Below are 23245 nucleotides of genomic sequence, written 5' to 3'. Positions count from 1 at the left end.
CATGCAACCCATCATATGGCAAGCGCTGAAATGGCCTGCTACCGAATATTGTACCCTGCAGGATCATGCACAGGGAATGCTGGCCAATGGCAGGATTAACGGCGTATACGAACAACAACCATTTTCTGTTCACTATGCTATAGAAATTACGGCCGATTGGCGGGTATCTTCTTTCCATATCCGCCAGGAAGGCATACATTATACAGAGCTCAAACTCACCTCTGACCTGCATGGGCATTGGTTCGATAAAGACAATAACCACATTGCGGCCTTTGACCACTGTATAGATATCGATATATCGCTGACTCCATTTACAAACACATTGCCCATAAAGCGGGAGTCGTTTGAAGAGGGAGAAAGTAAAGTGTTAGATATACTGTATATCAGCCTGCCTGCCTTTGAGTTGCAGAAAGTGCAGCAGCGCTATACCCGGCTAAGCCACCATGAGTACCTGTATGAAAATATTGTCACTGATTTCAGTGCTAATATTCCGTTCGATCACCAGGGTATTGTGCAGGACTACCCCGGGTTATTTAAGCGAATTTATTATTAGGAAAAAGAAGGGCGGTTTCCCGTACCAGTTCTGCAAAGATATCTGCGGCACTCCATGCCTGTGCCTTACCGGCCGCCTGGCCCGCCCAAATATTGATCCATTGAGCGTTATCTGCCTCCCTCGCCACTTTACGTGCAGGCTGTGTTAACATATCCTGGAAAGGATAAGGGCAAAATGCCTCTCCTGCGGCTTCCAGTTCCGTGATCAATTTATTACGCACGCCTCTTGCCCAACGCCCCGAAATGGCCCTGGTAAGCTGCGTGTCTGTATCGGTTATCTGACCTAGTACTGCCTTCTGAGCGGGAGTAGCCAGGCTTTCATGACAGCGGAGAAAAGCGCTGCCCATTTGTACGCCAGCGGCGCCCAGCATTCTCGCGGCGGCTATTCCCCTCGCATCCATAATACCGCCTGCTGCTATAACGGGCATGCGCACACGATCTGCAATTTGCGGTACCAGCGCCATAGTGCCTGTTTGCGATAAGGGGCCGGGCAGAAAGGATCCCCGGTGTCCACCGGCTTCTATTCCCTGTGCCACTATGATGCCTACCCCCGCGGCCTTCAGTACTACTGCTTCCGCCACGCTGGTGGCGGTTCCCATGATATGCATACGATGCGCTTTCATGAGCGCAAATCCGTCGGCATCCGGCATACCGAAAGTGAAACTCACGTGTTGAATGCCTGCAGCAATCAGCACCGGCAATTGTTCTCTCCAGGAATGGACCTGTAAATCTTCATATTTAACGGCCGCCGGTGTAAATCCCGCCGCCTGGTATAACTCGTGGATGAGCGCCTGCATGCCATCGAAAGTGGACCGGTCCGGAGCCAGCTCAGGCTCATAGGTAAACATATTCACCGCAAACGGGTTGGCCGTCAGTGACTTTACCTCCCTGATCAGGGCAGTTACCTTCTCTGGTGATAATCCTCCTATGGGCAGGGAGCCCAGACCGCCACTATTACTGATAGCAGCCACCATTGCAGGAGTAGTGATACCTAACATAGGGGCTTGTATCAGCGGATAAGCGATACCCAGTAGCCGGGTTAATTCGTTTTTCCATTCCATGACAATCAGGTTTGTTGAACGCAATAATAGTATCCGGGAATGCGCTTTCACTCAGGTCTCGTTCAGTTTCCCGGTTATGTAAAGGTAGAAACTATTACGCAGTCTTAACATATTTCAGGAGGCTGTTAGCGGAAGCTCAGTATGTTAGGCACTTTCAGGGCAGATACATCAAACCGGAAATCAACAATGGTGGTAATCTCCAGCATGGCCTTTTTCATAGGCGGCGGTGCATTAGGATAATAATATCCTGAAACTTTTATCGTATTCAGCGCCAGGTTTTCATTACGTATCCTGAATCCACCACCAATACCCAGGTAAATGGGATTTTGCAACAGGTCGTCGTTATTGTTGTTGATCATGGATGCCTGCAGAGTTGTAAAGAAGTTGAATTTGAAACCCAATAACTTCAACGGACTATAATACACGGTTTCCGAGCTGACATTCAAACGTTGAAAGCCATTGAGCTTGGTATTCTTATATCCCCAGATACCATTCTCCATGTTAACGTTGAGCGGCTTATTAAAAAAGGGATTAGGGCTTTCCAGGTAATCAGCTGTAACGAACTGGCGGAACCGGGACTTACGGAAGGTGAGCAGACGGCTGTAATATTCGACCCTGGCATGGAAGACGGCGTCTTCGATGGAGCCCCGCAGCCAAAAAGTACTGAGCCCTACGGAGGTATTTAAAAGTCCCTGGTGCCGGGTAATCCAGAATTTCTGCGCTTCCAGACCTGTATACATCCTTCTCCGGCCTTTCCAGCTTTCCCATCCGCTGGTGGCGCTCATATTGTATCCCAGCGGGATATCCTCTGTACGGCCAAAACCAAAGAAGTAGTGTGCCTTGAAATAGTCGACCCGGTAAGTTTCCAGCTGTAGTAAATAAAAGCGGTGATTATTATACACCGGATCGTCTTTATACCTGGCCTGATCAGGCTTCCGTTGGAATGAAAGATTATAGTGCCGCGCCAGCAGCGCCAGGTTGGGCTTACGCCCAATAGAGCCATCGTGTTTATAATTGTTAATCAGGTTATAACCAATCCAGCCGTCAATCACGGTGTAGTTATAATCCCGGTAGAGGCTATCCCCCAGGTCAGCTAGCGAACCGTGTATATTGATAGACCAGTTCTTAGATATATTTAATCCCCCTACCAACTTAGCCGAATTCCGGTAAAGGGGGCGGTTGAAATTAATAAAAACAGCTCCTTCATAGGCATTGGTATCCAGCTGGGCATAGTTATTCAGCGTAGTATATCCCAGGCTCATATCGACGAAAGAGCCGAACATATTGTACTTGGTGTAGCGTACTTCTGTATTCCAGGTAGGTGAGTAATCCGATCGCCATTGCATACCAAATTTAACGCCTTGCCCCGCACCAAAGAGGTCGTTGTTAGACACACTGGCCCGGACATCGGTAGCGCTGAACTGAGTAAGGTCGGCGCCATATTCAAACAGGTCTTTGGTAACGACTTCTACGTCGATAGAATCACCGGCCGTACTTTTCACGTAAATACGGGCATCCTGGATGAAGGGGCGGTTACGCAGGTAACGCTCGTTGTCGGCCAGTTCAAAGGGATCCACCCGCTGGTCTTCCCGGAAGAACAGCGACTGCCGGATGACCCATTCCCTGGAATCGTAGTGCAGGCGGTTAGCCAGGCGGAGCAATTTCATGGAAGAGGTAAAAGTGGTATCGTTAATATTCCTGGGACCAAATACTTTTACCTTCCTGTAATAAATATTGCGGATAACCTTACCGGCAAAGGGCGTAAAATAGGCTTCACTTTTAATGATGGTGCTGTCGTTGTCGTCGGAGCGTACCGCCTCATCCTGCCGCGTAATACGTTTGATGAGCGTTTGGCGGTAGCCTTTGTTACGCATGGAATCGCGGTACTCTCCTATTTTTTTAAACAGGCCGCCCCCAGCTTTATGCGGTATCGTATCAGTGGAAAGTGGAAACTGCTGGGCGCTGGCATATACTGATGCAGGGCTATGCAAACTTAGCAGCCAGCAGATGACAGTTAATGTAGGCCATATTTTTAGATACTTCCTCAAGGATTAGCAGTAGGTAACAAGTATATTGAAAAAAAACGAGAACGCAGAAAGCATACCGTTATTTCATGATGCTCGTTTCCCAACCGTCGTATTCGGCATTTACCTGTTGAGCCAGTTCCCAAAGGCTCATCACCACACTGTCGATGGTCGTTTCTATGGTATTATCAGTGCGGGCAATACAGAGTTTAAAGGGGAATTCCGGGTTATCTAATTTTTCATCTCTTACCAGGGAGAAACCATTTTCTTTGATGTGCTCCCAGTAAACGTTTTTATCCTCTTCTGTTCTGAAATGTATCCAGTGTTCAATGGTACGCTCTTTTTCAGATGCATCTCCATGCTGCCGGAGCATACGCAACACTTTCCTATTTTGTATACGTTGAAATTCATATACGTCAGGGAAGAGAAAGTCAAAATATAATTCCCAGTTATTATCTTCCTTCACCCCATAGTCATAGCGGTAATCGGGAAAATTCACCATCGCATCCGCAATGAATTTATCATGCAGTAACGTAGTGCCGGTATAGAAGTAGAAATCACGTACGCCATTAGAGAAGGTGCGGCCAACGAAGTGCGCATCCAGCTTGGTTTGCAGTTGTTCCACCAAACGATCCTCTATTTCACCCATGATGGCAAATTCATCGTTCTGCGGGAATCCGTCTTCACGTGGATGATTAAGATATACTGTTATATATATGGCATTCGGCTTTTCCTTCAATGGTGCAAATCGTCTCAGATCAAGGTCAAGGCCTATTACTGCTGGACTTTCCTCAATATGGCACGTATAAATATCCCAGTCCGGTCGGTAATCCTTATGCATATAAAAAAATTAAAATAACGCAACAGCTGGCTGTAAAGATACGTTGCTCTCCGTTACAATCGAAAAGATAAACTTGTATTCAACGCTTTTTTATCCACAAATTTTAGCGTATGCTTTCCATTGGGCACCATACACTTACAGGAGGCTTAACACTAATTAACAGTTGGGATATTTTTCTACAGTATTTCTACAACCTGCTACCACAAGGAATCCTGCGCAATTCTGAAGTTGAAATAGCAGACTGTAAAGGGTTCTGTCTGACCTTTCATCCTAAAAAACAGGCATTCTTTAGGCATAAGGACTAATTTTACACCCGCTATAAATTGTTGGAAGCTATTATGAGAAAAATTGTATCGTTATTTACAGGTTGGCTATTATTGTTTGGTTGCTTTAGCACAATGGCACAACAACCCGGTGAAAAAGCCGGCCCGGCCAGCACCGGTACCATCTATGGTAAATTGCTGGACGCTCAGACTGGTAAACCTATTGAGTACGCATCTGTAGCACTGCTGCGTTCCGACTCCACTGTGCAGACAGGCATGCTCTCCAAAACCAATGGAGATTTTCGCTTTGAAAACATCGCCCTTAATAAATATATCCTCAAGATTAATTTCATAGGATACGAAACGATCTATAAGAATGCGGTTCTTTCTCCCAAAGCCAACAGTATCGACGTGGGTAATTTTAAATTGAAACCTAACGTAAAGTCACTGGCGGCCGTGAATGTAGTTGGCGAAAAGCCTGCCTTTACGATGGCTATCGATAAACGGGTGTTTAACGTAGAAAAGAACCTGGCCAGTATTGGTGGTACGGCCACCGATGTACTAAAGCAGGTACCTTCGGTGAATGTAGATATAGACGGTAACGTTACCGTAAGAAATGGTACGCCCACCATCTTCATTGATGGCCGGCCTTCTACATTGACGCTCGACCAGATCCCCGCCGATGCTATTCAGAATATCGAAGTGGTCACCAACCCCTCCGCAAAATACGATGCAGAAGGGATGAGCGGGATTCTCAATATCGTATTGAAGAAAAATAAAAAAGCAGGTATCAATGGATCGGTGAATGCCGGCGCCTCGTCGCTGGGCAGCGCCAATGGCGGTATCGATTTCAACCTGCGCCAGGAGAAATTCAACTTCTTCATTAACTATAATTTCCGTAACCGCAAATCCCCGATGAATAGTCGCCTGTACCGGAAAAACATAGGCGCTGATACCACCACTTATACCGAGCAACTGGAAAGCGGTGACTTCTACCGTAAGTTCCAAACCGGTCGTATCGGGTTTGATTGGTTCATCGATAATCGTAATACAATTACCCTATCTGAAAATATCACCGGGGGTAATTTCAACAAATATTTCGATCAAACTGTCAATGAGCTGGACGCCCATCAACAGCGGGTTCGCTATGGCACCGGTATCGACAATACGCTCAATGGATTCCGTAACTACACCACCCAGCTGGGCTTTAAACATACCTTTGCGAAAGAAGGAGAAGAGCTGACCGCCGATTTCACTTATAACCACGCCAACGGCGATAATGGCTCCAATTACTCCCTCCAGTATTATGATCTTTCCGGCAAACCTATTTATGATCCCAGGAAGCCCGAATTGCGCAACGGTAGCGGTGAAGGCACCACTACCTATCTTACTGCCCAGGTGGATTATGTAAAGCCACTCACTGAAAAGTCGAAGCTTGAAATGGGATTACGCAGCAACACCCGCAAATTTGATAACTATACGAACACGTTTGGTCAGAATTATCCTTCCGGCGATTTTGTGCTCGATTCTGCCCTTTCCAATAGTTACCACTACCAGGAACAGATTAATGCGGGCTATCTGAGCTATACCGGTGCCAAAGACAATTTTGGTTACCAGGTTGGCTTGAGGGCAGAACAGTCGAACTACGACGGGGAAACAAGGCTGGGACAAAAATCGTCTTATAAGATCAGCTACCCGGTGAGCTTCTTCCCCAGCATCTTCCTGTCGCAGAAATTCAAAGGCGATCATGAATTACAGCTGAACTACAGCCGTCGTATCAGACGCCCCTGGTTTCGCGACCTGCTGCCAACGATCGACTACAGCGGGCAAAGCGCCAGCACCGGTAACCCGGATCTGAAGCCTGAATTCACCAACTCCTTTGAGCTGTCGTACCTGAAAGACTTTAATCATCAGCATAATCTCCTGGTATCTCTATACTATCGCAATACCGATAATGCCATTACTGATTTTTATGTAGATACCACCCTTACGCTGAACGGACAGGCGCAACATGTGGTATTGTCGTACCCTATTAATGCCAGCACCCGCAACTCCTATGGAGCGGAGTTTACCTTAAGGAGCCAGCTTACAAAAGCCTGGGACCTGACCACCAACGTAAACCTGGCCCAAACGAAGATCAATGCCAGCGGTAATGGTAATAACCTGTCTAACCAGGGCTTTACCTGGTTTGGTAAATTAAACAGCAATACGAAACTGCCGTGGAACCTCGCCTTACAGGTAAGTGCAGAATATGAGTCCAGGCAAATTTTACCACAGGGAGAAAGAAAACCAAAATGGTCGGCCGATGCCGCAATCAAAAAAGACATGTTGAAGAATAAGGCATTGTCCATTTCCCTGGGCATAAACGATATCTTCAATACAGATCGTAATCTCAGCTATACCAGCACGGCTTTTTCTGAGCAGGAAAACTACCGTAAGCGTCTTACCCGTGAGCTAAGGCTCAATGCCACCTGGCGTTTTGGCAAGATGGATACCAATTTGTTCAAACGTAAAAACAACCGGCCAAAAGATAACAACGGGGATATGAACGGAGGTGATAATTATTAATTCGTACTTTGTAGATTGTAAACATCTATTATGGATTCTATTTATCACACTATTACCCTGCGGTTTCTAGCCGAACCATCGGACGTTAACTTTGGTGGAAAGGTACACGGAGGGTCTGTTATGAAGTGGATTGACCAGGCAGGTTATACCTGTGCGGCCAATTGGAGCGGACAATACGCGGTTACTGTTTATGTGGGAGGCATTCGTTTCTTCAAGCCGATTGCAATTGGCGACCTGGTGGAAATCCAGGCCAAGATTATCTACACCGGTACTACCAGCATGCATATCTCTATAGATGTATTTGCCGGCAACCCGCGACAGCAACAAAAATCAAAAACCACTCACTGCGTCATGGTATTTGCGGCAGTAGATGACACCGGAAAAACAGTGCCGGTACCCAAATGGATTCCACAAACCGCCAATGAAATCAGCCTGGAAGGATACGCCAAAAAGCTGATGGACCTGCGTAAGGATATTGATGAAGAAATGAAACCGTATTTGTAATAGCAGAAAGCGTAAAGCAAAAAGCTATTGTGAAGAAGACCTGGCGACTATTTGATATTCGCTTTAATCATCCTCCACAATAGCTTTTTGTTTTACGCTTTCTGCTTTCTTTCAGCTTAACTGGCAAACTGCATATCACTCAAGGTTCTATACAAACCATCCAGTCCTATTAATTCGTTGTGGGTACCTTCCTCCACAATACGTCCTTTATCGAGTACAATAATTTTATCTGCCTGTCTTACCGTAGCGAGACGGTGAGCAATTACCAGGGAAGTACGGCCTTCCATGAGTTTATCCAGGGCGTCCTGCACCAGTTTTTCTGACTCCGAATCCAATGCAGATGTAGCCTCGTCCAATATCAGGATGCGGGGATTTTTGAGTACGGCGCGGGCAATGGCAATGCGTTGGCGCTGGCCTCCGGAGAGTTGTATTCCGCGTTCTCCGACTACGGTGTCGAGCCCTAACGGGAACCGTTGTATGAATTCCCAAGCATTGGCCTGCCGCGCAGCGGCTTCCATTTCAGCTATTGTAGCATCCGGTTTACCATAGGCAATGTTTTCCGCAATGGTACCGCCGAAAAGAAAAACATCCTGCGGTACAACGGCCATCTGCGAACGTAGTTGTGATAACGGAAAGGATTTGCTGTCTTTACCATCAAACAAAATATGTCCGCTTACCGGGTCGTACAGGCGTAACAGTAAGGATACAATGGTGCTTTTACCGGCGCCACTGGGTCCTACCAAAGCTACCTTCTGATCGGCATATATATCAAACGAAACATTATTCATGATACTCAGGTCTGGCCGGGAAGGATAATGGAAAGAAATATCGCGGAAGCTAATCTGCCCGTCCAGCTGGTTTTCCGGCGCAATAGCCGTCACCGGTGTAATATCTTCTGCCGGTTCGTCCAGAATCTCCAGCAAATGTTCTGTGGCGCCGATACTCTTTTGCAGGTTGGTATATACTTCTGCCAGCCCGGCCACCGAGCCGCCTATGAACAGGGAGTACAACACAAAAGACAACAAGGCGGAGGTAGGCATGCCCATGGCTACCCCTCTCCAGATAACAGCCACCAGGGCGCCGAAGATGCCCAGGATAATAAAGGAGGAAAATGCTCCCCTGTATTTCCCCCCTTTCATGCCGGTGCGGGCTGCTTCGTTGGTACGTTTGCGATAGCGTGCTATTTCAAAAAATTCATTGGCAAATGCTTTTACATTCAGGATACCCTGTAAGGTTTCCTCTACCACGGTATTAGCGGCGGCTACCTGTTCCTGTACCTGCTTGGAAAAACGGCGGATGAATTTCCCAAAAAAAACTGCAGCCAACATCATGGCTGGTAAAGTGGCCAACATAAAGGCTGTTAGCCCCGGGGAAGTAATCAATAAGATTACAACGCCTCCTATGATGATTATCATCTGCCGGATAAACTCAGCCAGCGTGGTGGTAAAGGTCTCCTGCAGCAGGGATATATCTGAGGATATGCGACTGCTCAGCTCTCCTACCCGTCTTTCCAGGAAAAACTTCATAGGCAACTTAATCAGGTGACTGTACACCGTTTGGCGAAGGGTCGCCAGTGTCTTCTCCGTCACATTCACAAATAATATAATTCGAAAAAATGAAAATACCGCCTGTCCTACGAGTACCGCTACCAACAGTACGCCCGCCAGGTTCAAGCCTTTAAATAATTGTTCGCTGCTTTTCGGATCTACCAGATTACCTAATAATTTGGGAAGTGCCAGGCCAGCCAGGCTGGAAACCAGGAGGAACAAAAGTCCCAGGGTAAATTGGGGCCAGTACGGTTTTACATAACGGAATAGTCGGAATGTTTTCTTGAGGGAAGCCAGCTTAATGGGCGGCTGCTGCGCCGCTGCGGTGGTGTCGTTTTGCATTCGGATATAGACTTTTTATATAGAGGTTGACGAACGATATCCAAATATATTGCAAAAAACGAGATAAAATAATGATGCCTCCATTGTTTACCTGCAAGGTATAAACACTGGAGGCATCGGGTGACGTACTAACGACGTGGTCTGTTTTTGGATGAATCCCCGGCGCCAGTACCATAGCGGGCTGAATCTTCCCCGGGATTGATAGCTCCCGGAGGCGTTTGGGCTGCCGGCGCGGTATCTGCTGGTGTAACGGTTCCCGTACCCATTCCAACTGAATCTGTGGAAGTGTTGAGAGAATCTGTAGCCGTATGCCGTCCGTTTCCACAGGCGACTAACATTAATGTGGCTACTCCCGCTGCCAGGAACATGTTTGATACTTTCATCATATTGACTGTTTAAGGTGAAGTAATCATTTGAATGAGTTAACCAGCTACTTCCCCTCGCCGATGTCTGGTTAATGATGTGTTGTATCAGGCTTTGTATTCATGGTATCCACGGGTATTACACTGGTACTGTCTACGCGGGGCATAGACACCGCCGCTGAATCTGCTTCCCTGCCGGCTTCTTTACTGCCGCTGCAGCTGAAGAGAAAAATGCTGAGCATTCCAGTCAGGCAAATAATAATACAGGCTTTATAAAAAAATGGTTCCATCCTGACATAATTTATAGTGAATAAACGCGGCTGTTAAAACGACAAACACACGAGTGCTTTAATTTTCATTTTGTATTGAAAGAATTGTGCCAACGCTTACATTTGTAAGAAGATATTTTTTGCCCCATGAAACATGTATTGCAAATCATAGAAGAAGATCAGCTCCTCAAAATATTGATCGCACTGCTAGTGGGTTCGCTACTGGGGATAGAAAGAGAGTACAAACGTAAAGCGGCAGGCATGCGTACCATGACGCTGATCTGCATTGGCAGTACAGTTTTCACCATCCTGTCGGCCGAAATGGGATTTCCCAATTCCCCCGATCGTATAGCTTCTAATATTCTCACAGGTGTTGGATTTATTGGCGCGGGCGTTATCTTTAAAGGTGACTTCACTATTGATGGTATTACAACTGCCGCCTCTATCTGGATAGCCGCAGCATTGGGAATGGCAGTGGGAATGAGTCAGTACTGGCTGGCAGCAACTGCGCTGGCCGGGGCTTTGGTGGTATTAATATTGCTGGAATACGTGGAAAAAAGTATTGCCGACATCAACGATAAACGGGTATACACGATTTATTTTTATGAAGATAAATCTCCACATCCCGACATTGAAACCATGTTAGCATCGTTTCATCTTAAATACAAGAAAATGCTGACGGTGAGGAAAGAAAATGTAATAGAGATGAACTACGCTGTGCGGGGCCATCGCGACAAAATGGAACAATTAGATGAATTTTTGCTACAACACAAAGACATCTTCGAATATCAGATCCAGGCTAATCCCTTATAACAGCTGCCTTAATTTTTTTATATGCCTTCATATGCTGATATGCCACTGCACTACGGCCAGGTACCGCCCTGGCTGGCCCGCCGCATGAGCCTTTTAGGCGGCGCTATTGTAGAGGCCATTGTGACCGATTATGGTAAAGGAGAAGTGATTAGAAGGCTCAGCGATCCCTGCTGGTTCCAGGCACTTGGCTGCGTATTGGGCATGGACTGGCATTCTTCCGGTATTACTACCAGTGTGATGGGTGCATTGAAAAAAGCCATTAATCCCCGTGCGGCGGAATTGGGCATTTATATCTGCGGAGGCAAAGGTCGTCACAGCAAACAAACACCTGCCGAACTCATCGCCATTGCCGATAAAACCGGCCTGCCGGGCGATCAGCTGGTATACAGCAGTAAGCTTACTGCCAAGATAGATAACACCGCCATACAGGACGGCTTTCAGCTATACCTGCATTCCTTTATTTTATCCGACGAAGGAGAATGGGCGGTAGTGCAACAGGGCATGAATGACGCCAGTAGCATGGCCCGGCGTTATCACTGGCATTCGGCCGCTTTTAAGTCTTTTACAGAAGCGCCGCATACGTTTATTTACGGCCGCAACCAGGGACAAATCCTTAACCTCACCGATCTCCAGGCAGATAGCACTAAGTCAGGCATCTTACAACTTACCAAAGAAAAGCCAGCGCACCTGCTGCCGGAAATAAAACAGCTGATCATGCCGGCGCACCACGATGTACGAGCGGAAAATGTAAACCTGAAACGGCTGGGCAGCGTACTGGCATTAGCTCATGACACCAATCCCGCCAATTTCGAAACACTGTTGATGCTCGAAGGCGTAGGCCCGCGCACGTTACAGTCACTAACCCTGGTGAGTGAAGTGATACATGGTACCCCTTCCCGGTTTGAAGACCCGGCCCGATTTTCGTTTGCCCATGGAGGTAAGGACGGACATCCTTTCCCCGTGCCTACCCGCATTTACGATGAAACGATCCATACACTCAAAGAAGCCCTGTATAAGGCTAAAATCGGGGAATCTGATAAAAAGGATGCGATCAGGAAGCTGTCTGTTTTATCACAACAAATAGAAAAAGATTTCGAACCCAACACCAACTTCGATAAATTAATTGAACAGGAACGTCAAAACTCCTGGCAATACGGGGGTAGAACCGTTTTTGGGAAAGCGGTGAAACCCACGCCACCTCAAAACGGGGATCAACTAACCCTTTTCTGAATGGACCTGTAAACAAATGGATATGCCTGATTATAATGAATTAACTGTTCCGGAAGCCACCCTGTTGCAACGGGAGCTACAGGAAAAAGTAACGCTGATTCCATATAAAGGCCCTTTGAACTACGTCGCAGGCGCCGATATTTCCTTCAATAAATTCAGTACAACGGTATACGCGGGCATCGTGTTACTAAAGTTCCCATCGCTGATACCAGTGGGTTATAGCCTGGTAAAGAAAGAAGTGCACTTCCCTTATGTTCCCGGATTCCTCGCCTTCCGGGAAGTACCTGCCCTGCTGGATGCATGGGAGCAACTGCCATTGAAGCCTGATATATTGGTGGTGGATGGACACGGCATTGCACACCCTCGCCGCATGGGCATTGCCAGCCATTTTGGTGTGCTGGCGCAACAGGCCACTATTGGTAGCGCCAAGAAAAAATTATATGGCGTATATGAAGAACCCAGGCCTGAAAAAGGCAGCGTTAGCCCGTTGACAGACCGAAAGGGCCAGCTGTTGGGAAATGTATTGAGAAGTAAGACCAATGTAAAACCCATCTTTGTTTCCCCCGGCCACCTGATCGATGTTCCTGATAGTCTGCGTATTCTCCGGCAGTGTATACAAAAATACCGGTTGCCCGAACCTACCCGGCTGGCGCACAATGCCGTGAATCAGTTCCGCCTGGGCGCCATCCCGGAAGGATGGATGGAAATAAGCTGACGCTTCATTAAAATCTTATCCAGGCAATATTGGCTTTCTTTTCCAGTCCTTTTCGTGAAATCACCACAGTAGCATAGGTACGGGAAGCATCGTTGTAATCCGCAGCGCCAATCATACAGGCATATCCCTTCGTTACCTCCGGCATGCCAAATAAAAAGAGCTTTTCTATTTTACCATTATACAAACGACAACAGATGAAATTAGCATCTATAGCGAACTTCAGCGGCTTGCGCACCCGATCCTGACCACCGGTATCCAGGTATTGCAGGTAGTCGTTAAACAATACAAAAGATGCATCGGGTGTGGTGATGTAATCATAAGAAAGATAGGTATTCGTATTGAGGGCGGCAATTTTATTGCGAAATACCCATGCGCTCTTGGCCCGGCGTTGCAGCTGGAAAGGCTCGCATATGCCGGTAATAACCTGGTACTTGGATACTGCCACAGCGCTTTGTTCCCGCCCGGCGGTATCGAGCCGGCTGATGCCAATGTCGCCCAGGTTGGTATGGAGCTTGTTGATTTGCGAATTACCCTGTTTGTAAAACGACAGGTTTTCCAGGAGGAGTGTACTGCTGCCATCTTCGTGTAGCAGTAATCGTTGTGGCGTTCCTTTAAAGTCGCCCTTATAACCCAGCTCCTGTTGCGCTTTGCTGTTGAGTTCGGGAAACGTCCAGTCCACATGCCTGCGTAGCTTTCCATTGGGCGCCTGAAAAACGTTCATCATCATGCCATTGACCGGATGATTCAGTAAGAGGTATACCTGCGACAATGTAGTGGCGGACCGTAAGTACCCGGTCATATTACCTGCGCCGGCAGTATAGTCGAGCACCCGGTGGGCAAAGGTGGCCGAGTCGGGCGATAGCATGGAGAAGATCACTTTCGGCGCCGCATCTCCTTCTCTTCTTTTAGCATTAAATCCAACAGTTGCCAGGTATACTTTTTCTTTACCTTGTACGGCCATATCGATGTAACTGAAATAGCTATACGATGTATCGGGCAGGTAAAACCATCCATGGTGGATCATTTCATGCGACGGCGAAAAATGCAATACTTGTATGCGTTCGTGAATGCTATCGTTTTTCTGGATAGCTGCGCCCGAAAACAGGGCCACCGCATAGTAATCGCTGTCGGGGTCCTTTTCTACATAGCAATCGTGGGAAGCAAGATTATCTTCCGCAAATACGCTGTGATGCTGTATTGACGGTAGTTCTCCCAGTTTATCTTCCCGCAGTAACTGGCCGGTTTGGCCGTCCAGAACCAGGCGATATAATACCGGGTTATATTTCGCCAGCTGTTGCAGGAAAATAACCGGTTGCCCGTTGATCTCGTAAATCCCGTCTATTTCTGTCGATTCCAGGTCGGCCGCATTCCACTGCGTGGTGTGTATCGTATCAATTACAACCGGCTCCCTTTGTGGGTTATATATAGTTAATATCAGTCCTTCTTTATTTCCAAAATGCAGGTATACGGTGTTGCCATTTTTCAGTTGCAGCAATTTATCCCAGCCGTCTCCCGGCTCTCCGAAGGCTGGTCCCATGGTAACAATGGGTATCTGCGCAAGAGCCGCTGTACTAAGCATTAATCCCACTAAAAGAACCGGCCATCTTAGATATATCATCATTCAATTAATTAGTAATTTCAAATATATGAAATATTTTAAATTTTTAAAGAGATAGTGAACAGAGATGATTGTTTATCGATAGTTATGGCTGAGATGATATTATATTATGAATTGTCCTTAAATTAGCCGCATGAATTGCCTGATAGTAGACGATAATAAGCTGGCGCGTACTGCCATGAGGCAGCTGGCCAGTCACGTAGAGCAGTTGCAGGTTGTAGGCGAATGCAACAGCGCCATGGAAGCCTACAATATTTTGCAAAAAGAGAAAATAGATCTCCTGCTCCTGGATATTGAGATGCCCGGCATGAGTGGGTTGGAGCTGACCCGCAACCTGGGGAAAAAGCGTCCGGTAATTATCTTTACCACGGTAAAAAAAGAGTATGCCGTAGAAGCGTTTGAGTTGAATGTGGCCGACTATCTGATCAAACCCGTACCTCCTGCCAGGTTTATCCAGGCCATTGAAAAAGCCCGGGAAATCATCGACAGCAACAACCGGGAGTTACAGGTATCCGACAACGAATTTGTGTTTATACGGGACAATGGGATATTAAAGCGAATACGAACAGAAGATATCCTTTTCCTGGAAGCCATGGGCGATTATGTAAAACTGAATACGCCTCAGAAGTTTCATGCCATTCATACCACCCTGAAAGCGCTGGAAGAAAAGCTGCCACCAGGGAAATTTATGCGGGTGCACCGTTCTTATATAGTGGCGCTCGACAAAATCGAGTCTATAGAAGACGGTACCATTATTATTCAGAAGAATGCCATCCCGGTTGCAGATGCATACCGGTCGGCCTTGAATAATAAGCTCAACCTCCTTTGATTCAACGACACTTTCCCCTTTTTGACCGATAGCTGCCGCCCATTGGGCCATAAGTTAAAATACTGCCTTTGAACCCGTTGTATCTTTAGGTCGTCAAACAAATTGATCACTAATTAAAGTATACAACCATGAAAAAGTTTAGTATTATCATCGCTGCAGCTATGTTGTTTATGAGTGCATCAGTATTTGCTCAAACAAACAAACCGGCGCCAAAGCAAGAGAAAGCTAAGAAGGAAATGAAGGAAACAAAACAGGAAGAAAAGAAAGAAGAGGCGAAAGAAGCGTCACATAAAGCGCATGCCAAGCATCACCACCATCATGCTAAGCCTGCTAAGTCTGCTACTCCTGCCACTCCTGCTGCACCAAAAGCAAAATAAGCATAACTTATTATTTCCCTTTTTAAAATTTTAGCCTCAGAGTAATGTTGCTCTGAGGCTAAGTTTCTAAAGAACTCTGGAATAAATAAGTACTTTTAATGAACTGGCATCCTATATCAGCGTTTTATATGTACTAAACTGTCATGCAGCCAAAAAGAATCAAATATTACCTCCTCGGCCTGTTCATTACTGGAATGATATTGTTTGTTGTGCTTCAATTTAACTCCGCCAATAATATCCGTAAACTGATTAAAGGCAATGAACAACTCCTGCAGGAACTGAATGTAAAGAATGAATTACAGAAGCTGCAAACCAATATGGCCAGGACCGACAGTAAAGTACGCGGAGCGGTCATTTCCCAGGATACCACCCATATTACCGGCATCGAAGCCGAAATAGCCGTTATCAAAGCCGACCTCAAAGAGATTAATAAAATCATCAAAAACGATAGTACAGAAAGATTGCTCACCCAGCTTAATTACCTGGTAGATGAGAAGAATAACTTTAACCTGATGGTGCTCGATACTTTCTATAGCAACGGCAAATGGGCTGCAGAAAGAATGATCAATAACCAGAAAGGAAAACGCCTGGGTGAAGCGATCAACAGCATTATCCGGCAACTCGACACCACCCGGCAAACAGAAGTAAACCGTACCACCCACCTGATTGACAGCAGCGGACAGAAAGCGCAAAGCTGGGGAAGTGTACTCGTTTTCTTTGCCTGTCTCACCAGCCTGCTGGCATTCCTATATATTACCAGCCGCATACACCGGCAAGAGCAATTGATTGAAGCGCTCGATGCGTCCCAGCAGCAGGAGAAAAAACTGGCCGCTGTGAAAGACCAGTTCCTGGCTAATATGAGCCATGAAATCCGCACACCCATGAATGCCGTACTAGGATTCACCCATTTATTGAAAGCACAACCCCTCACCGATAAATCAAAGGAATATGTGGGAGCCATCGAAAACGCGGGACAAAGTTTGCTGGAAATCATCAACGATATCCTGGATATCTCTAAAATAGAGTCCGGTATGATGCGTATCGAAGCCAGCGCCTTTAGTTTACGCAGTGTGCTACATGGTGTAAACACTATGTTCAAACCTAAAGCAGAAGAAAAACAACTGCAGCTGTCGGTGACCATTGACGATAATGTACCTGATATACTATATGGTGATGTAATGCGCCTTACCCAGGTGCTGGTTAATCTGGCCAGCAATGCCGTAAAGTTTACCCAGGAAGGAAGCGTACATATACATGCCGCTAAGATCTGGGCGGAAGATAACGCCGTTCGTATATTGTTTACCGTTAGTGACACCGGTATCGGTATTGATCCCTCCAAACTCGACGCTATATTCGATCGCTTCAACCAGGCGGAGGCCTCTACTACCCGTAAATTCGGAGGTACCGGTTTAGGCTTAACGATCGTTAAACAACTGATAGAACTGCAAAATGGTTTTATTTCTGTAGAAAGCAAGCCGGGAGAAGGCACTACCTTTAAAGTGGAACTGCCCTATACCCTGGCAGATTCCTTGCTGGAGGAAGGCAATTCTTACTTCACAGAAAACGATCAATTACCGTTACATCCTGATGTGCGCATACTGGTCGCGGAAGACAATAAACTCAATCAGAACCTGCTACGCCACCTGCTGACCGGCTGGCACCTGCAATATAAAATTGTCACCAACGGAAAAGAGGTATTACAGGCGTTAGATAAGCAACATTTCGACCTGGTACTCATGGATATCCAAATGCCGGAAATGGACGGCTATAGCGCCGTACAGGCTATCCGCAACGAACTTCACTCCACCATCCCGGTTATTGCCATGACAGCCCATGCCATGACAGGAGAAAGGGAAAAATGTTTGCAGATGGGTATGAATGAGTATATTTCAAAACCCATTATTGAAGAAGAGCTGTATAAACTCATCCAGGTATATATCGGGAAGCTTCCTCCACGGGAACTACCTGCTACCAATTACTTACCGCATGAAAATGGTACCCATCAGCTGATAAATATGCATTACCTGCATGATTTATCCAAGGGCAATACCAGCTTTGAAAAAAACATGCTGGAACAGTTCATCGCACAGCTACCGGAAGAGTTATCCCTGTTGAAAAAAGCAGTGGCAGCGGAAGACATTGCCGCTATCCGCGCCAGTGCACATAATCTCAAAACCACCGTATCCTTTATTGGCTTGGAGGACCATCTCTATCCCATCCTGGAACCACTCGAAAAAGTACAGGAAAATAATTATCATGCAGCAGTTGTGGCGGGTCAGTTCAATACCCTGAAACATCTGTGTATACAGGCTGTACAAGAAGCGATCAACATCCTATTGTAGCTGTATTTCACGTATCGCGGCATACATTAACGTACATTTCCCCCTGTTCAACGACAGTAATTCCCTGTTCACCGAAACTTGCCAATTATGCCCTTGTTACTGGTGTATTTTTACTATACAAATCAACAAACAACATTCTTAATCTAATCATTCTAAAAGACAATTATCATGAAAAAAAGCCTGATCGCCGCTGTAGTAGTAATGAGCATTTCTGCTGCTTCTTTTGCACAAGCTCCAGCTGCTAAACCTGCAAAAAAAGAAAAAGCTAAAACTGAAGCTAAAGCTGAAGCAAAACCTGCTGCTGATACAACTAAAAAAGCTGCTAAACCTGCTAAGAAAGCTGCTAAACCTGCTGCTAAACCAGCTGAAAAGAAAGGCTAATTTAAGCTATACAGCGTTTGAGTTATTAGTCCCGTTGGTCTCTGGCCAACGGGATTTCTTTTGTACACAAAGAAGCTAAGGAGCAAAGCCCAAAAGGCAATTTGTCAAAACATAGGTTCTTTAGGAGCTTATAAATTTCTTTGCGGCTTTGCACCTTAGCTTCTTTGTGTACAAAAAAAATCCCGCCGATATGGCGGGACTCTTTTCAATGATATCTATTAAAGAAGCAATTATTTCTGGCCTAATCCGTCCAGTTTCTTTTTCACTTCTTCTACTTTAGCATTGTTGTTTTTAATAGCATAGATTTTTTGTAAAGCATACAGGCAGCTTTCATAAGTCTGCTTGTCGCTGGCTTCCAGGCTGCTGGCTTTAGCAGTGAAGCCTGCATCTGCCTTTTCAAAGAAAGGTAATGCCTGGTTCATTAAACCTTCCACTTTACCTTGCAATTCTTTTGCTTTAGCAGAAGTTTGTTGCTTGCTATCCAGGCCATTCAGTTCTTTGTTGAAAACAACTGCGCGGTTGAAATACAGTGCACCCAGCTGGAAATTAGCAGTAGCATCAGCAGGATTCATTTCAATTGCTTTCTTATAAGCTGCTTCTGCTTTACCCATCAGCTCTTCATAGTTAGCTGGTTTAGGCGCATCATTACCTTTATCGTCACGGGGATTAGCCAGATTGTCTACACGAATAGCGTAGTCCAGCACAGCGGCTTCATCATTAGGATTTTCAGCGATTTTCTTTTCCAGCATTCCGAGTAACTCGTTGGTTTTACCGGTTTTGCTGTAGAATGCCATTTCCATATCGTTGAAGCGTTTATCCTTAGGGAACAGTACTTTCGCCTGTTCGATGGTTTTCAGCCAGTTAGCCTGGTCGCCTTTTTCTTCGTACAGTTGACCCAGGATTACGTAAAGTGCTGGTTCGCCTTTGAATTGCAGGTCGGCAGCTTTTTTCAGGTAAGTGAAGGCATCATCTTTTTTACCTGCCATGTTAGCGGCGTATCCTACATAAAAAGTCAGGGCAGTATCTGTAGGGATAGAGCCACCCAGGTTTTTGCTGTTATAGAAATCAGCTACTTCAAAAGCTTTTTTGAAATGGATTAGTGAAGAATCCCATTTCTGTTCGTTCAGGTTGGCATAACCGGCGTTAGCAATGGTAGCATATACGTTGAATAAGGGCTGGTTCATTTCCAGTACCGCCTCTTTCATTTTAGGATCTATTTCCAGGGCTTTTTTGAAGGCAGAAAATGCTTCATCAGCCAGGGCTGGGTTCTTCTGCTTGGTACCCATTGCCTCGAGGATTTTACCATCCACCAGCCATGTTTTAGCGTCGCCTTTGGTTTTATCGTTCTGCAATGCTGCGTCGATGTCCGCTTTGGCTTTTTCCAGGTCCTGCTTCTTCAGGTTCTCATCCGCACTGCTAACTTTTGCCCGTTGCGCCATTACCGATACACCGGCCGTGCAAAAGAGAAGAGATACCAATAATTTTTTCATGCTTTTGTTTTTTTTAGTTGCTGATTACAATAAGAGTATGGTGCTCTGATAATATATACAACCAGACACGGCGTTACCACTATAGCTGGCCCTATTTTTTTATCAGGAAAAAACAACAGCTCCTTTAGAGAGCTGTTGCCTGTATCTTGATCTTAATTATTCTGCTGATTCGCCGGTGGTATTTTCTGCTGCATCATTGTTTTCTGCAGTAGTATTATCACTGCCGTTGGTGGTAGAAGCATCGGCGCCTTCTATGCCTTCCGCTCCTTCTTCCGTTTCGGGCTCTTCCTGTTCGTCCAGGCGTGCTACAGCGGCGATTTCATCACTGTCGTCCAAACGGATCAGACGAACGCCCTGGGTAGCGCGGCCTGCTTCACGGATATCTGCTACCGCCATGCGGATGGTAATACCGGATTTGCAGGTGATCATCAGATCCTGTTTTTCTTCTACGTCCAGGATAGCGATCAGGTTACCCGTTTTCTCGGTGATGTTAATGGTTTTCACTCCTTTACCACCACGATTGGTAATACGATATTCCTCAATATTGGTACGCTTTCCGAACCCTTTCTCAGAAACCACCAGGATGGTTTTCTGCTCGTCGTCCTTATTCACACAAACCATACCAACCACTTCGTCATTGTCGCTGTCGACCTCAATTCCTCTTACGCCAATGGCGCCACGGCCCGTGTCGCGTACGGTGGCTTCAGGGAATCTGATAGCGCGTCCGCTCTGGATAGCCATCATAATCTGGCTGTCGCCGGTAGTGAGACGGGCTTCCAGCAGCTGGTCGCCTTCATTTACCGTAATGGCATTCACACCGTTCTGACGGGGGCGGGAGAATTCTTCCACCAGCGTCTTCTTGATGATACCTTTCTTGGTACAGAGAACGATATAATGGTTATTGATGAAGTCTTTGTCGCCCAGGTCTTTAATATCGATGATAGCGCGGATCTTATCATCTGCCGGCAGCTGGATCATGTTCTGGATTGCACGGCCTTTTCCACTCTTCTCTCCATCCGGAATTTCATAGACCTTCAGCCAGTAGCAGCGGCCTTTTTCTGTGAAGAACAGCATAGTATGGTGGGTAGATGCCACAAAGAGGTGCTCAATATAGTCCTCGTCGCGGGTTTTGCCACCAATAGCGCCACGGCCACCACGTTTCTGCTGACGGTAATCGTAAGCAGAAGTACGTTTAATATAACCCAGGTGAGAAATGGTGATCACCACATCTTCTTCTGCGATGATATCTTCAATTCTCATTTCACTGGCCAGGTACTGGATTTCAGTTTTACGCTCGTCTCCGTATTTCTTCTTTACCTCTTCCAGTTCTTCCTTGATAATCTTCATACGCAGCGACTCATCTCCCAGTACTTCTTTCAGGTAAGCGATCAACTTCATGATATCGTCGTACTCTGCGCGGATCTTATCGCGTTCCATACCGGTTAAACGTTGTAAACGCAATTCCAGTATCGCTTTAGATTGTATTTCAGACAAGCCGAATTCAGACATCAGTCCGTCTTTCGCTATTTCAGGTGTAGCTGCAGCGCGGATGAGGGCGATTACCTGGTCCAGGTGATCCAGGGCTATCAGGTAACCTGCCAGGATATGTGCTTTTTCTTCTGCCTTGCGTAAGTCGAACTTGGTTCTTCTTACTACTACCTCATGACGGAAGTCGATGAACTCTGCAATCATATCTTTCAGGTTCAGGATACGCGGCCGGCCTTTCACCAGCGCCACGTTATTGATACCGTAAGATGTTTGCAGTTCAGAATATTTAAATAACTGGTTGATGATCACGCTGGAAATGGCTTCCCTTTTCAGATCAATTACCAGGCGCATTCCTTCGCGGTCACTTTCGTCCCTTACATCGGAGATACCTTCAATGATTTTATCGTTTACCAGTTGTGCAATCTTCTGGTGAAGTACCGCTTTATTGATCTGGTAAGGCAGTTCATAGATCACCAACTTTTCGCGGCCATTTTTAGCAGTTTCTGAGGTGATTTTACCTCTTACCACTACCCTGCCTCTACCGGTTTCAAATCCTTGTTTTACGCCCTCAAAACCATAAATAACACCCCCTGTCGGAAAGTCGGGCGCCTTTACATGTTTTACCAGTTCGTCGATCGTGATGTCGCGGTTGTCAACATAGGCTATGGCGCCATCCACCACCTCACCGAGGTTGTGGGGCATGATGTTGGTGGCCATACCTACGGCGATACCGGAGGCACCGTTTACGAGCAGGTTAGGAATACGGGTAGGCAGTACAGTAGGCTCTTCGAGGGTATCGTCGAAGTTGTTGGTGAAATCTACTGTTTCCTTGTCGATGTCTTCCAGCATAGCCTCCGCAATCTTCTGCAAACGGATTTCCGTATAACGCATCGCTGCAGGCATATCGCCATCTACCGAACCGAAGTTACCCTGGCCATCCACCATGGGATAACGCATGCTCCAGGGCTGCGCCAGACGTACAATGGTGTCGTAAATGGAAGCATCCCCGTGCGGGTGATACTTACCCATTACTTCACCGACCACACGCGCTGATTTCTTGTAAGGCTTGTTACTGTGATTGCCCAGTTCATTCATTCCGAATAGAACGCGGCGGTGTACAGGTTTCAAACCATCTCTCACATCGGGCAAGGCTCGGCCTACGATCACGGACATAGAATAATCTATGTAGGCCGTTTTCATTTGTTCCTCGATATTTATCTGGACAATTCTCCCTTCCTGCTGATTTTCCGTATGCTCTGTCATTTTGTGTGTTGATTTACAGTTTTTTCTGCTCAAAACAGATAAAGGCAAATATAGCCATTTCAGCCCTTATTTGAGCCTAAAAATCAAGAAATGTGAATAAAAAAGGCCATAGGGATTACCGCTTATATGGCAATATCGATATATAGCTAAATTGCCTCATGAATGACAACTATTTATAGCGCTTTTTTGTTATAAAGAAGACGCGCGATTTTTAATTTATCTGCTATATGTTAAACCCGTTTAATATATCAGAATATAAATATTGGCAAAGTATTTGTCTTTAAGGTCCTGATAATCAATACATCGAATCAACGGAAAACATATATATAATAAGAACAAATCCGAATTGGCCTAAAAATTCGAACA

The 23245-nt window shown here is 46.1% G+C and carries 19 protein-coding genes; 10 read left to right on the top strand and 9 right to left on the bottom strand.

From position 1 onward, the window contains the following. Position 1: 1 nt before the first annotated feature. The gene (locus HGH90_RS16890) at positions 2 to 553 is read left to right on the top strand and encodes a putative glycolipid-binding domain-containing protein (protein ID WP_168763168.1); all 552 of its coding nucleotides are present in this window, start codon (positions 2 to 4) and stop codon (positions 551 to 553) included. On the opposite strand, the gene HGH90_RS16885 is transcribed toward HGH90_RS16890, so the two are convergent. From HGH90_RS16885 to HGH90_RS16875, 3 genes are all read right to left on the bottom strand, one after another. Continuing rightward, the gene (locus tag HGH90_RS16885; protein WP_169191597.1) at positions 534 to 1613 is read right to left on the bottom strand and encodes an NAD(P)H-dependent flavin oxidoreductase; all 1080 of its coding nucleotides are present in this window, start codon (positions 1611 to 1613) and stop codon (positions 534 to 536) included. The genes HGH90_RS16890 and HGH90_RS16885 overlap by 20 nt on opposite strands. 125 nt (positions 1614 to 1738) lie before the next feature. After that, positions 1739 to 3661, bottom strand: coding sequence for a hypothetical protein (locus tag HGH90_RS16880; protein WP_168763166.1), 1923 nt, complete (start codon positions 3659 to 3661; stop codon positions 1739 to 1741). A 58-nt stretch (positions 3662 to 3719) separates the two neighbouring features. Then, on the bottom strand, positions 3720 to 4478 hold the full coding sequence (locus HGH90_RS16875) for a DUF695 domain-containing protein (RefSeq protein ID WP_168763165.1): 759 nt from the start codon (positions 4476 to 4478) through the stop codon (positions 3720 to 3722). Between the two features lie 338 nt (positions 4479 to 4816). Here HGH90_RS16875 and HGH90_RS16870 point away from each other — a divergent pair, with 338 nt between their 5' ends. Beyond that, positions 4817 to 7309 (top strand): outer membrane beta-barrel family protein, encoded by a 2493-nt coding sequence (locus HGH90_RS16870; RefSeq protein ID WP_168763164.1) that lies wholly within the window; start codon positions 4817 to 4819, stop codon positions 7307 to 7309. 30 nt (positions 7310 to 7339) lie between these two features. Then, positions 7340 to 7813: an acyl-CoA thioesterase gene (locus HGH90_RS16865; protein WP_168763163.1), complete on the top strand. Its 474-nt coding sequence runs from the start codon at positions 7340 to 7342 to the stop codon at positions 7811 to 7813. A 116-nt stretch (positions 7814 to 7929) separates the two neighbouring features. On the opposite strand, the gene HGH90_RS16860 is transcribed toward HGH90_RS16865, so the two are convergent. The 3 genes from HGH90_RS16860 to HGH90_RS16850 form a co-directional block, all read right to left on the bottom strand. After that, positions 7930 to 9702, bottom strand: coding sequence for an ABC transporter ATP-binding protein (locus HGH90_RS16860; protein ID WP_169191596.1), 1773 nt, complete (start codon positions 9700 to 9702; stop codon positions 7930 to 7932). Positions 9703 to 9830: 128 nt separating this feature from the next. Continuing rightward, on the bottom strand, positions 9831 to 10088 hold the full coding sequence (locus HGH90_RS16855) for a hypothetical protein (protein ID WP_168763161.1): 258 nt from the start codon (positions 10086 to 10088) through the stop codon (positions 9831 to 9833). A 68-nt stretch (positions 10089 to 10156) separates the two neighbouring features. Next, the gene (locus HGH90_RS16850) at positions 10157 to 10354 is read right to left on the bottom strand and encodes a DUF4348 domain-containing protein (RefSeq protein ID WP_168763160.1); all 198 of its coding nucleotides are present in this window, start codon (positions 10352 to 10354) and stop codon (positions 10157 to 10159) included. Between the two features lie 126 nt (positions 10355 to 10480). Between HGH90_RS16850 and HGH90_RS16845 the strand changes: the two genes are divergently transcribed. Genes HGH90_RS16845 through nfi form a run of 3 tightly spaced genes read left to right on the top strand, consistent with a single transcriptional unit; the run spans position 10481 to position 13091 of the window. Further along, on the top strand, positions 10481 to 11146 hold the full coding sequence (locus HGH90_RS16845; protein WP_168763159.1) for an MgtC/SapB family protein: 666 nt from the start codon (positions 10481 to 10483) through the stop codon (positions 11144 to 11146). A gap of 21 nt (positions 11147 to 11167) precedes the next feature. Next, entirely contained in the window at positions 11168 to 12376 is a 1209-nt protein-coding gene (locus tag HGH90_RS16840) for a DUF763 domain-containing protein (RefSeq protein WP_169191595.1), read from the top strand. A 22-nt stretch (positions 12377 to 12398) separates the two neighbouring features. After that, positions 12399 to 13091, top strand: coding sequence for a deoxyribonuclease V (nfi, locus tag HGH90_RS16835; RefSeq protein ID WP_248277025.1), 693 nt, complete (start codon positions 12399 to 12401; stop codon positions 13089 to 13091). Positions 13092 to 13098: 7 nt separating this feature from the next. On the opposite strand, the gene HGH90_RS16830 is transcribed toward nfi, so the two are convergent. Next, positions 13099 to 14712, bottom strand: coding sequence for a hypothetical protein (locus HGH90_RS16830; RefSeq protein ID WP_169191593.1), 1614 nt, complete (start codon positions 14710 to 14712; stop codon positions 13099 to 13101). Positions 14713 to 14842: 130 nt separating this feature from the next. On the opposite strand from HGH90_RS16830, the gene HGH90_RS16825 reads away from it, so the two are divergent. The 4 genes from HGH90_RS16825 (at position 14843) to HGH90_RS16810 (ending at position 18638) form a co-directional block, all read left to right on the top strand. Further along, positions 14843 to 15538, top strand: coding sequence for a LytR/AlgR family response regulator transcription factor (locus HGH90_RS16825; protein ID WP_168763155.1), 696 nt, complete (start codon positions 14843 to 14845; stop codon positions 15536 to 15538). Positions 15539 to 15666: 128 nt separating this feature from the next. Beyond that, positions 15667 to 15915 (top strand): hypothetical protein, encoded by a 249-nt coding sequence (locus tag HGH90_RS16820; RefSeq protein ID WP_169191592.1) that lies wholly within the window; start codon positions 15667 to 15669, stop codon positions 15913 to 15915. A gap of 143 nt (positions 15916 to 16058) precedes the next feature. Next, positions 16059 to 18257 (top strand): hybrid sensor histidine kinase/response regulator, encoded by a 2199-nt coding sequence (locus tag HGH90_RS16815; RefSeq protein WP_168763153.1) that lies wholly within the window; start codon positions 16059 to 16061, stop codon positions 18255 to 18257. 168 nt (positions 18258 to 18425) lie between these two features. Continuing rightward, positions 18426 to 18638, top strand: coding sequence for a hypothetical protein (locus tag HGH90_RS16810; protein WP_168762522.1), 213 nt, complete (start codon positions 18426 to 18428; stop codon positions 18636 to 18638). A 230-nt stretch (positions 18639 to 18868) separates the two neighbouring features. Here HGH90_RS16810 and HGH90_RS16805 read toward each other — a convergent pair whose 3' ends face one another. Continuing rightward, entirely contained in the window at positions 18869 to 20128 is a 1260-nt protein-coding gene (locus tag HGH90_RS16805) for a tetratricopeptide repeat protein (protein ID WP_168763152.1), read from the bottom strand. Between the two features lie 156 nt (positions 20129 to 20284). Further along, positions 20285 to 22879, bottom strand: a complete 2595-nt coding sequence (gene gyrA / locus HGH90_RS16800) for a DNA gyrase subunit A (protein WP_169191591.1) — start codon at positions 22877 to 22879, stop codon at positions 20285 to 20287. Positions 22880 to 23245: the final 366 nt, after the last annotated feature.

The organism is Chitinophaga sp. Ak27 (assembly GCF_012726295.1).
GTDB lineage: Bacteria > Bacteroidota > Bacteroidia > Chitinophagales > Chitinophagaceae > Chitinophaga.
Note: the sequence above shows the minus strand (reverse complement) of the source record. Positions and strands in the feature narration are given on the sequence as shown.

What these genes read in the sequence shown, in the direction of transcription:
- HGH90_RS16870 (WP_168763164.1), top strand. Translation starts at nt 4,817, where the DNA reads ATGAGAAAAATTGTATCGTTATTTACAGGTTGGCTATTATTGTTTGGT.
- HGH90_RS16850 (WP_168763160.1), bottom strand. Translation starts at nt 10,354, where the DNA reads ATGGAACCATTTTTTTATAAAGCCTGTATTATTATTTGCCTGACTGGA.
- gyrA (WP_169191591.1), bottom strand. Translation starts at nt 22,879, where the DNA reads ATGACAGAGCATACGGAAAATCAGCAGGAAGGGAGAATTGTCCAGATA.
- HGH90_RS16830 (WP_169191593.1), bottom strand. Translation starts at nt 14,712, where the DNA reads ATGATGATATATCTAAGATGGCCGGTTCTTTTAGTGGGATTAATGCTT.
- HGH90_RS16885 (WP_169191597.1), bottom strand. Translation starts at nt 1,613, where the DNA reads ATGGAATGGAAAAACGAATTAACCCGGCTACTGGGTATCGCTTATCCG.
- HGH90_RS16840 (WP_169191595.1), top strand. Translation starts at nt 11,168, where the DNA reads ATGCCTTCATATGCTGATATGCCACTGCACTACGGCCAGGTACCGCCC.
- HGH90_RS16890 (WP_168763168.1), top strand. Translation starts at nt 2, where the DNA reads ATGCAACCCATCATATGGCAAGCGCTGAAATGGCCTGCTACCGAATAT.
- nfi (WP_248277025.1), top strand. Translation starts at nt 12,399, where the DNA reads ATGCCTGATTATAATGAATTAACTGTTCCGGAAGCCACCCTGTTGCAA.
- HGH90_RS16815 (WP_168763153.1), top strand. Translation starts at nt 16,059, where the DNA reads ATGCAGCCAAAAAGAATCAAATATTACCTCCTCGGCCTGTTCATTACT.
- HGH90_RS16845 (WP_168763159.1), top strand. Translation starts at nt 10,481, where the DNA reads ATGAAACATGTATTGCAAATCATAGAAGAAGATCAGCTCCTCAAAATA.
- HGH90_RS16875 (WP_168763165.1), bottom strand. Translation starts at nt 4,478, where the DNA reads ATGCATAAGGATTACCGACCGGACTGGGATATTTATACGTGCCATATT.
- HGH90_RS16825 (WP_168763155.1), top strand. Translation starts at nt 14,843, where the DNA reads ATGAATTGCCTGATAGTAGACGATAATAAGCTGGCGCGTACTGCCATG.
- HGH90_RS16805 (WP_168763152.1), bottom strand. Translation starts at nt 20,128, where the DNA reads ATGAAAAAATTATTGGTATCTCTTCTCTTTTGCACGGCCGGTGTATCG.
- HGH90_RS16810 (WP_168762522.1), top strand. Translation starts at nt 18,426, where the DNA reads ATGAAAAAAAGCCTGATCGCCGCTGTAGTAGTAATGAGCATTTCTGCT.
- HGH90_RS16860 (WP_169191596.1), bottom strand. Translation starts at nt 9,702, where the DNA reads ATGCAAAACGACACCACCGCAGCGGCGCAGCAGCCGCCCATTAAGCTG.
- HGH90_RS16865 (WP_168763163.1), top strand. Translation starts at nt 7,340, where the DNA reads ATGGATTCTATTTATCACACTATTACCCTGCGGTTTCTAGCCGAACCA.
- HGH90_RS16820 (WP_169191592.1), top strand. Translation starts at nt 15,667, where the DNA reads ATGAAAAAGTTTAGTATTATCATCGCTGCAGCTATGTTGTTTATGAGT.
- HGH90_RS16855 (WP_168763161.1), bottom strand. Translation starts at nt 10,088, where the DNA reads ATGATGAAAGTATCAAACATGTTCCTGGCAGCGGGAGTAGCCACATTA.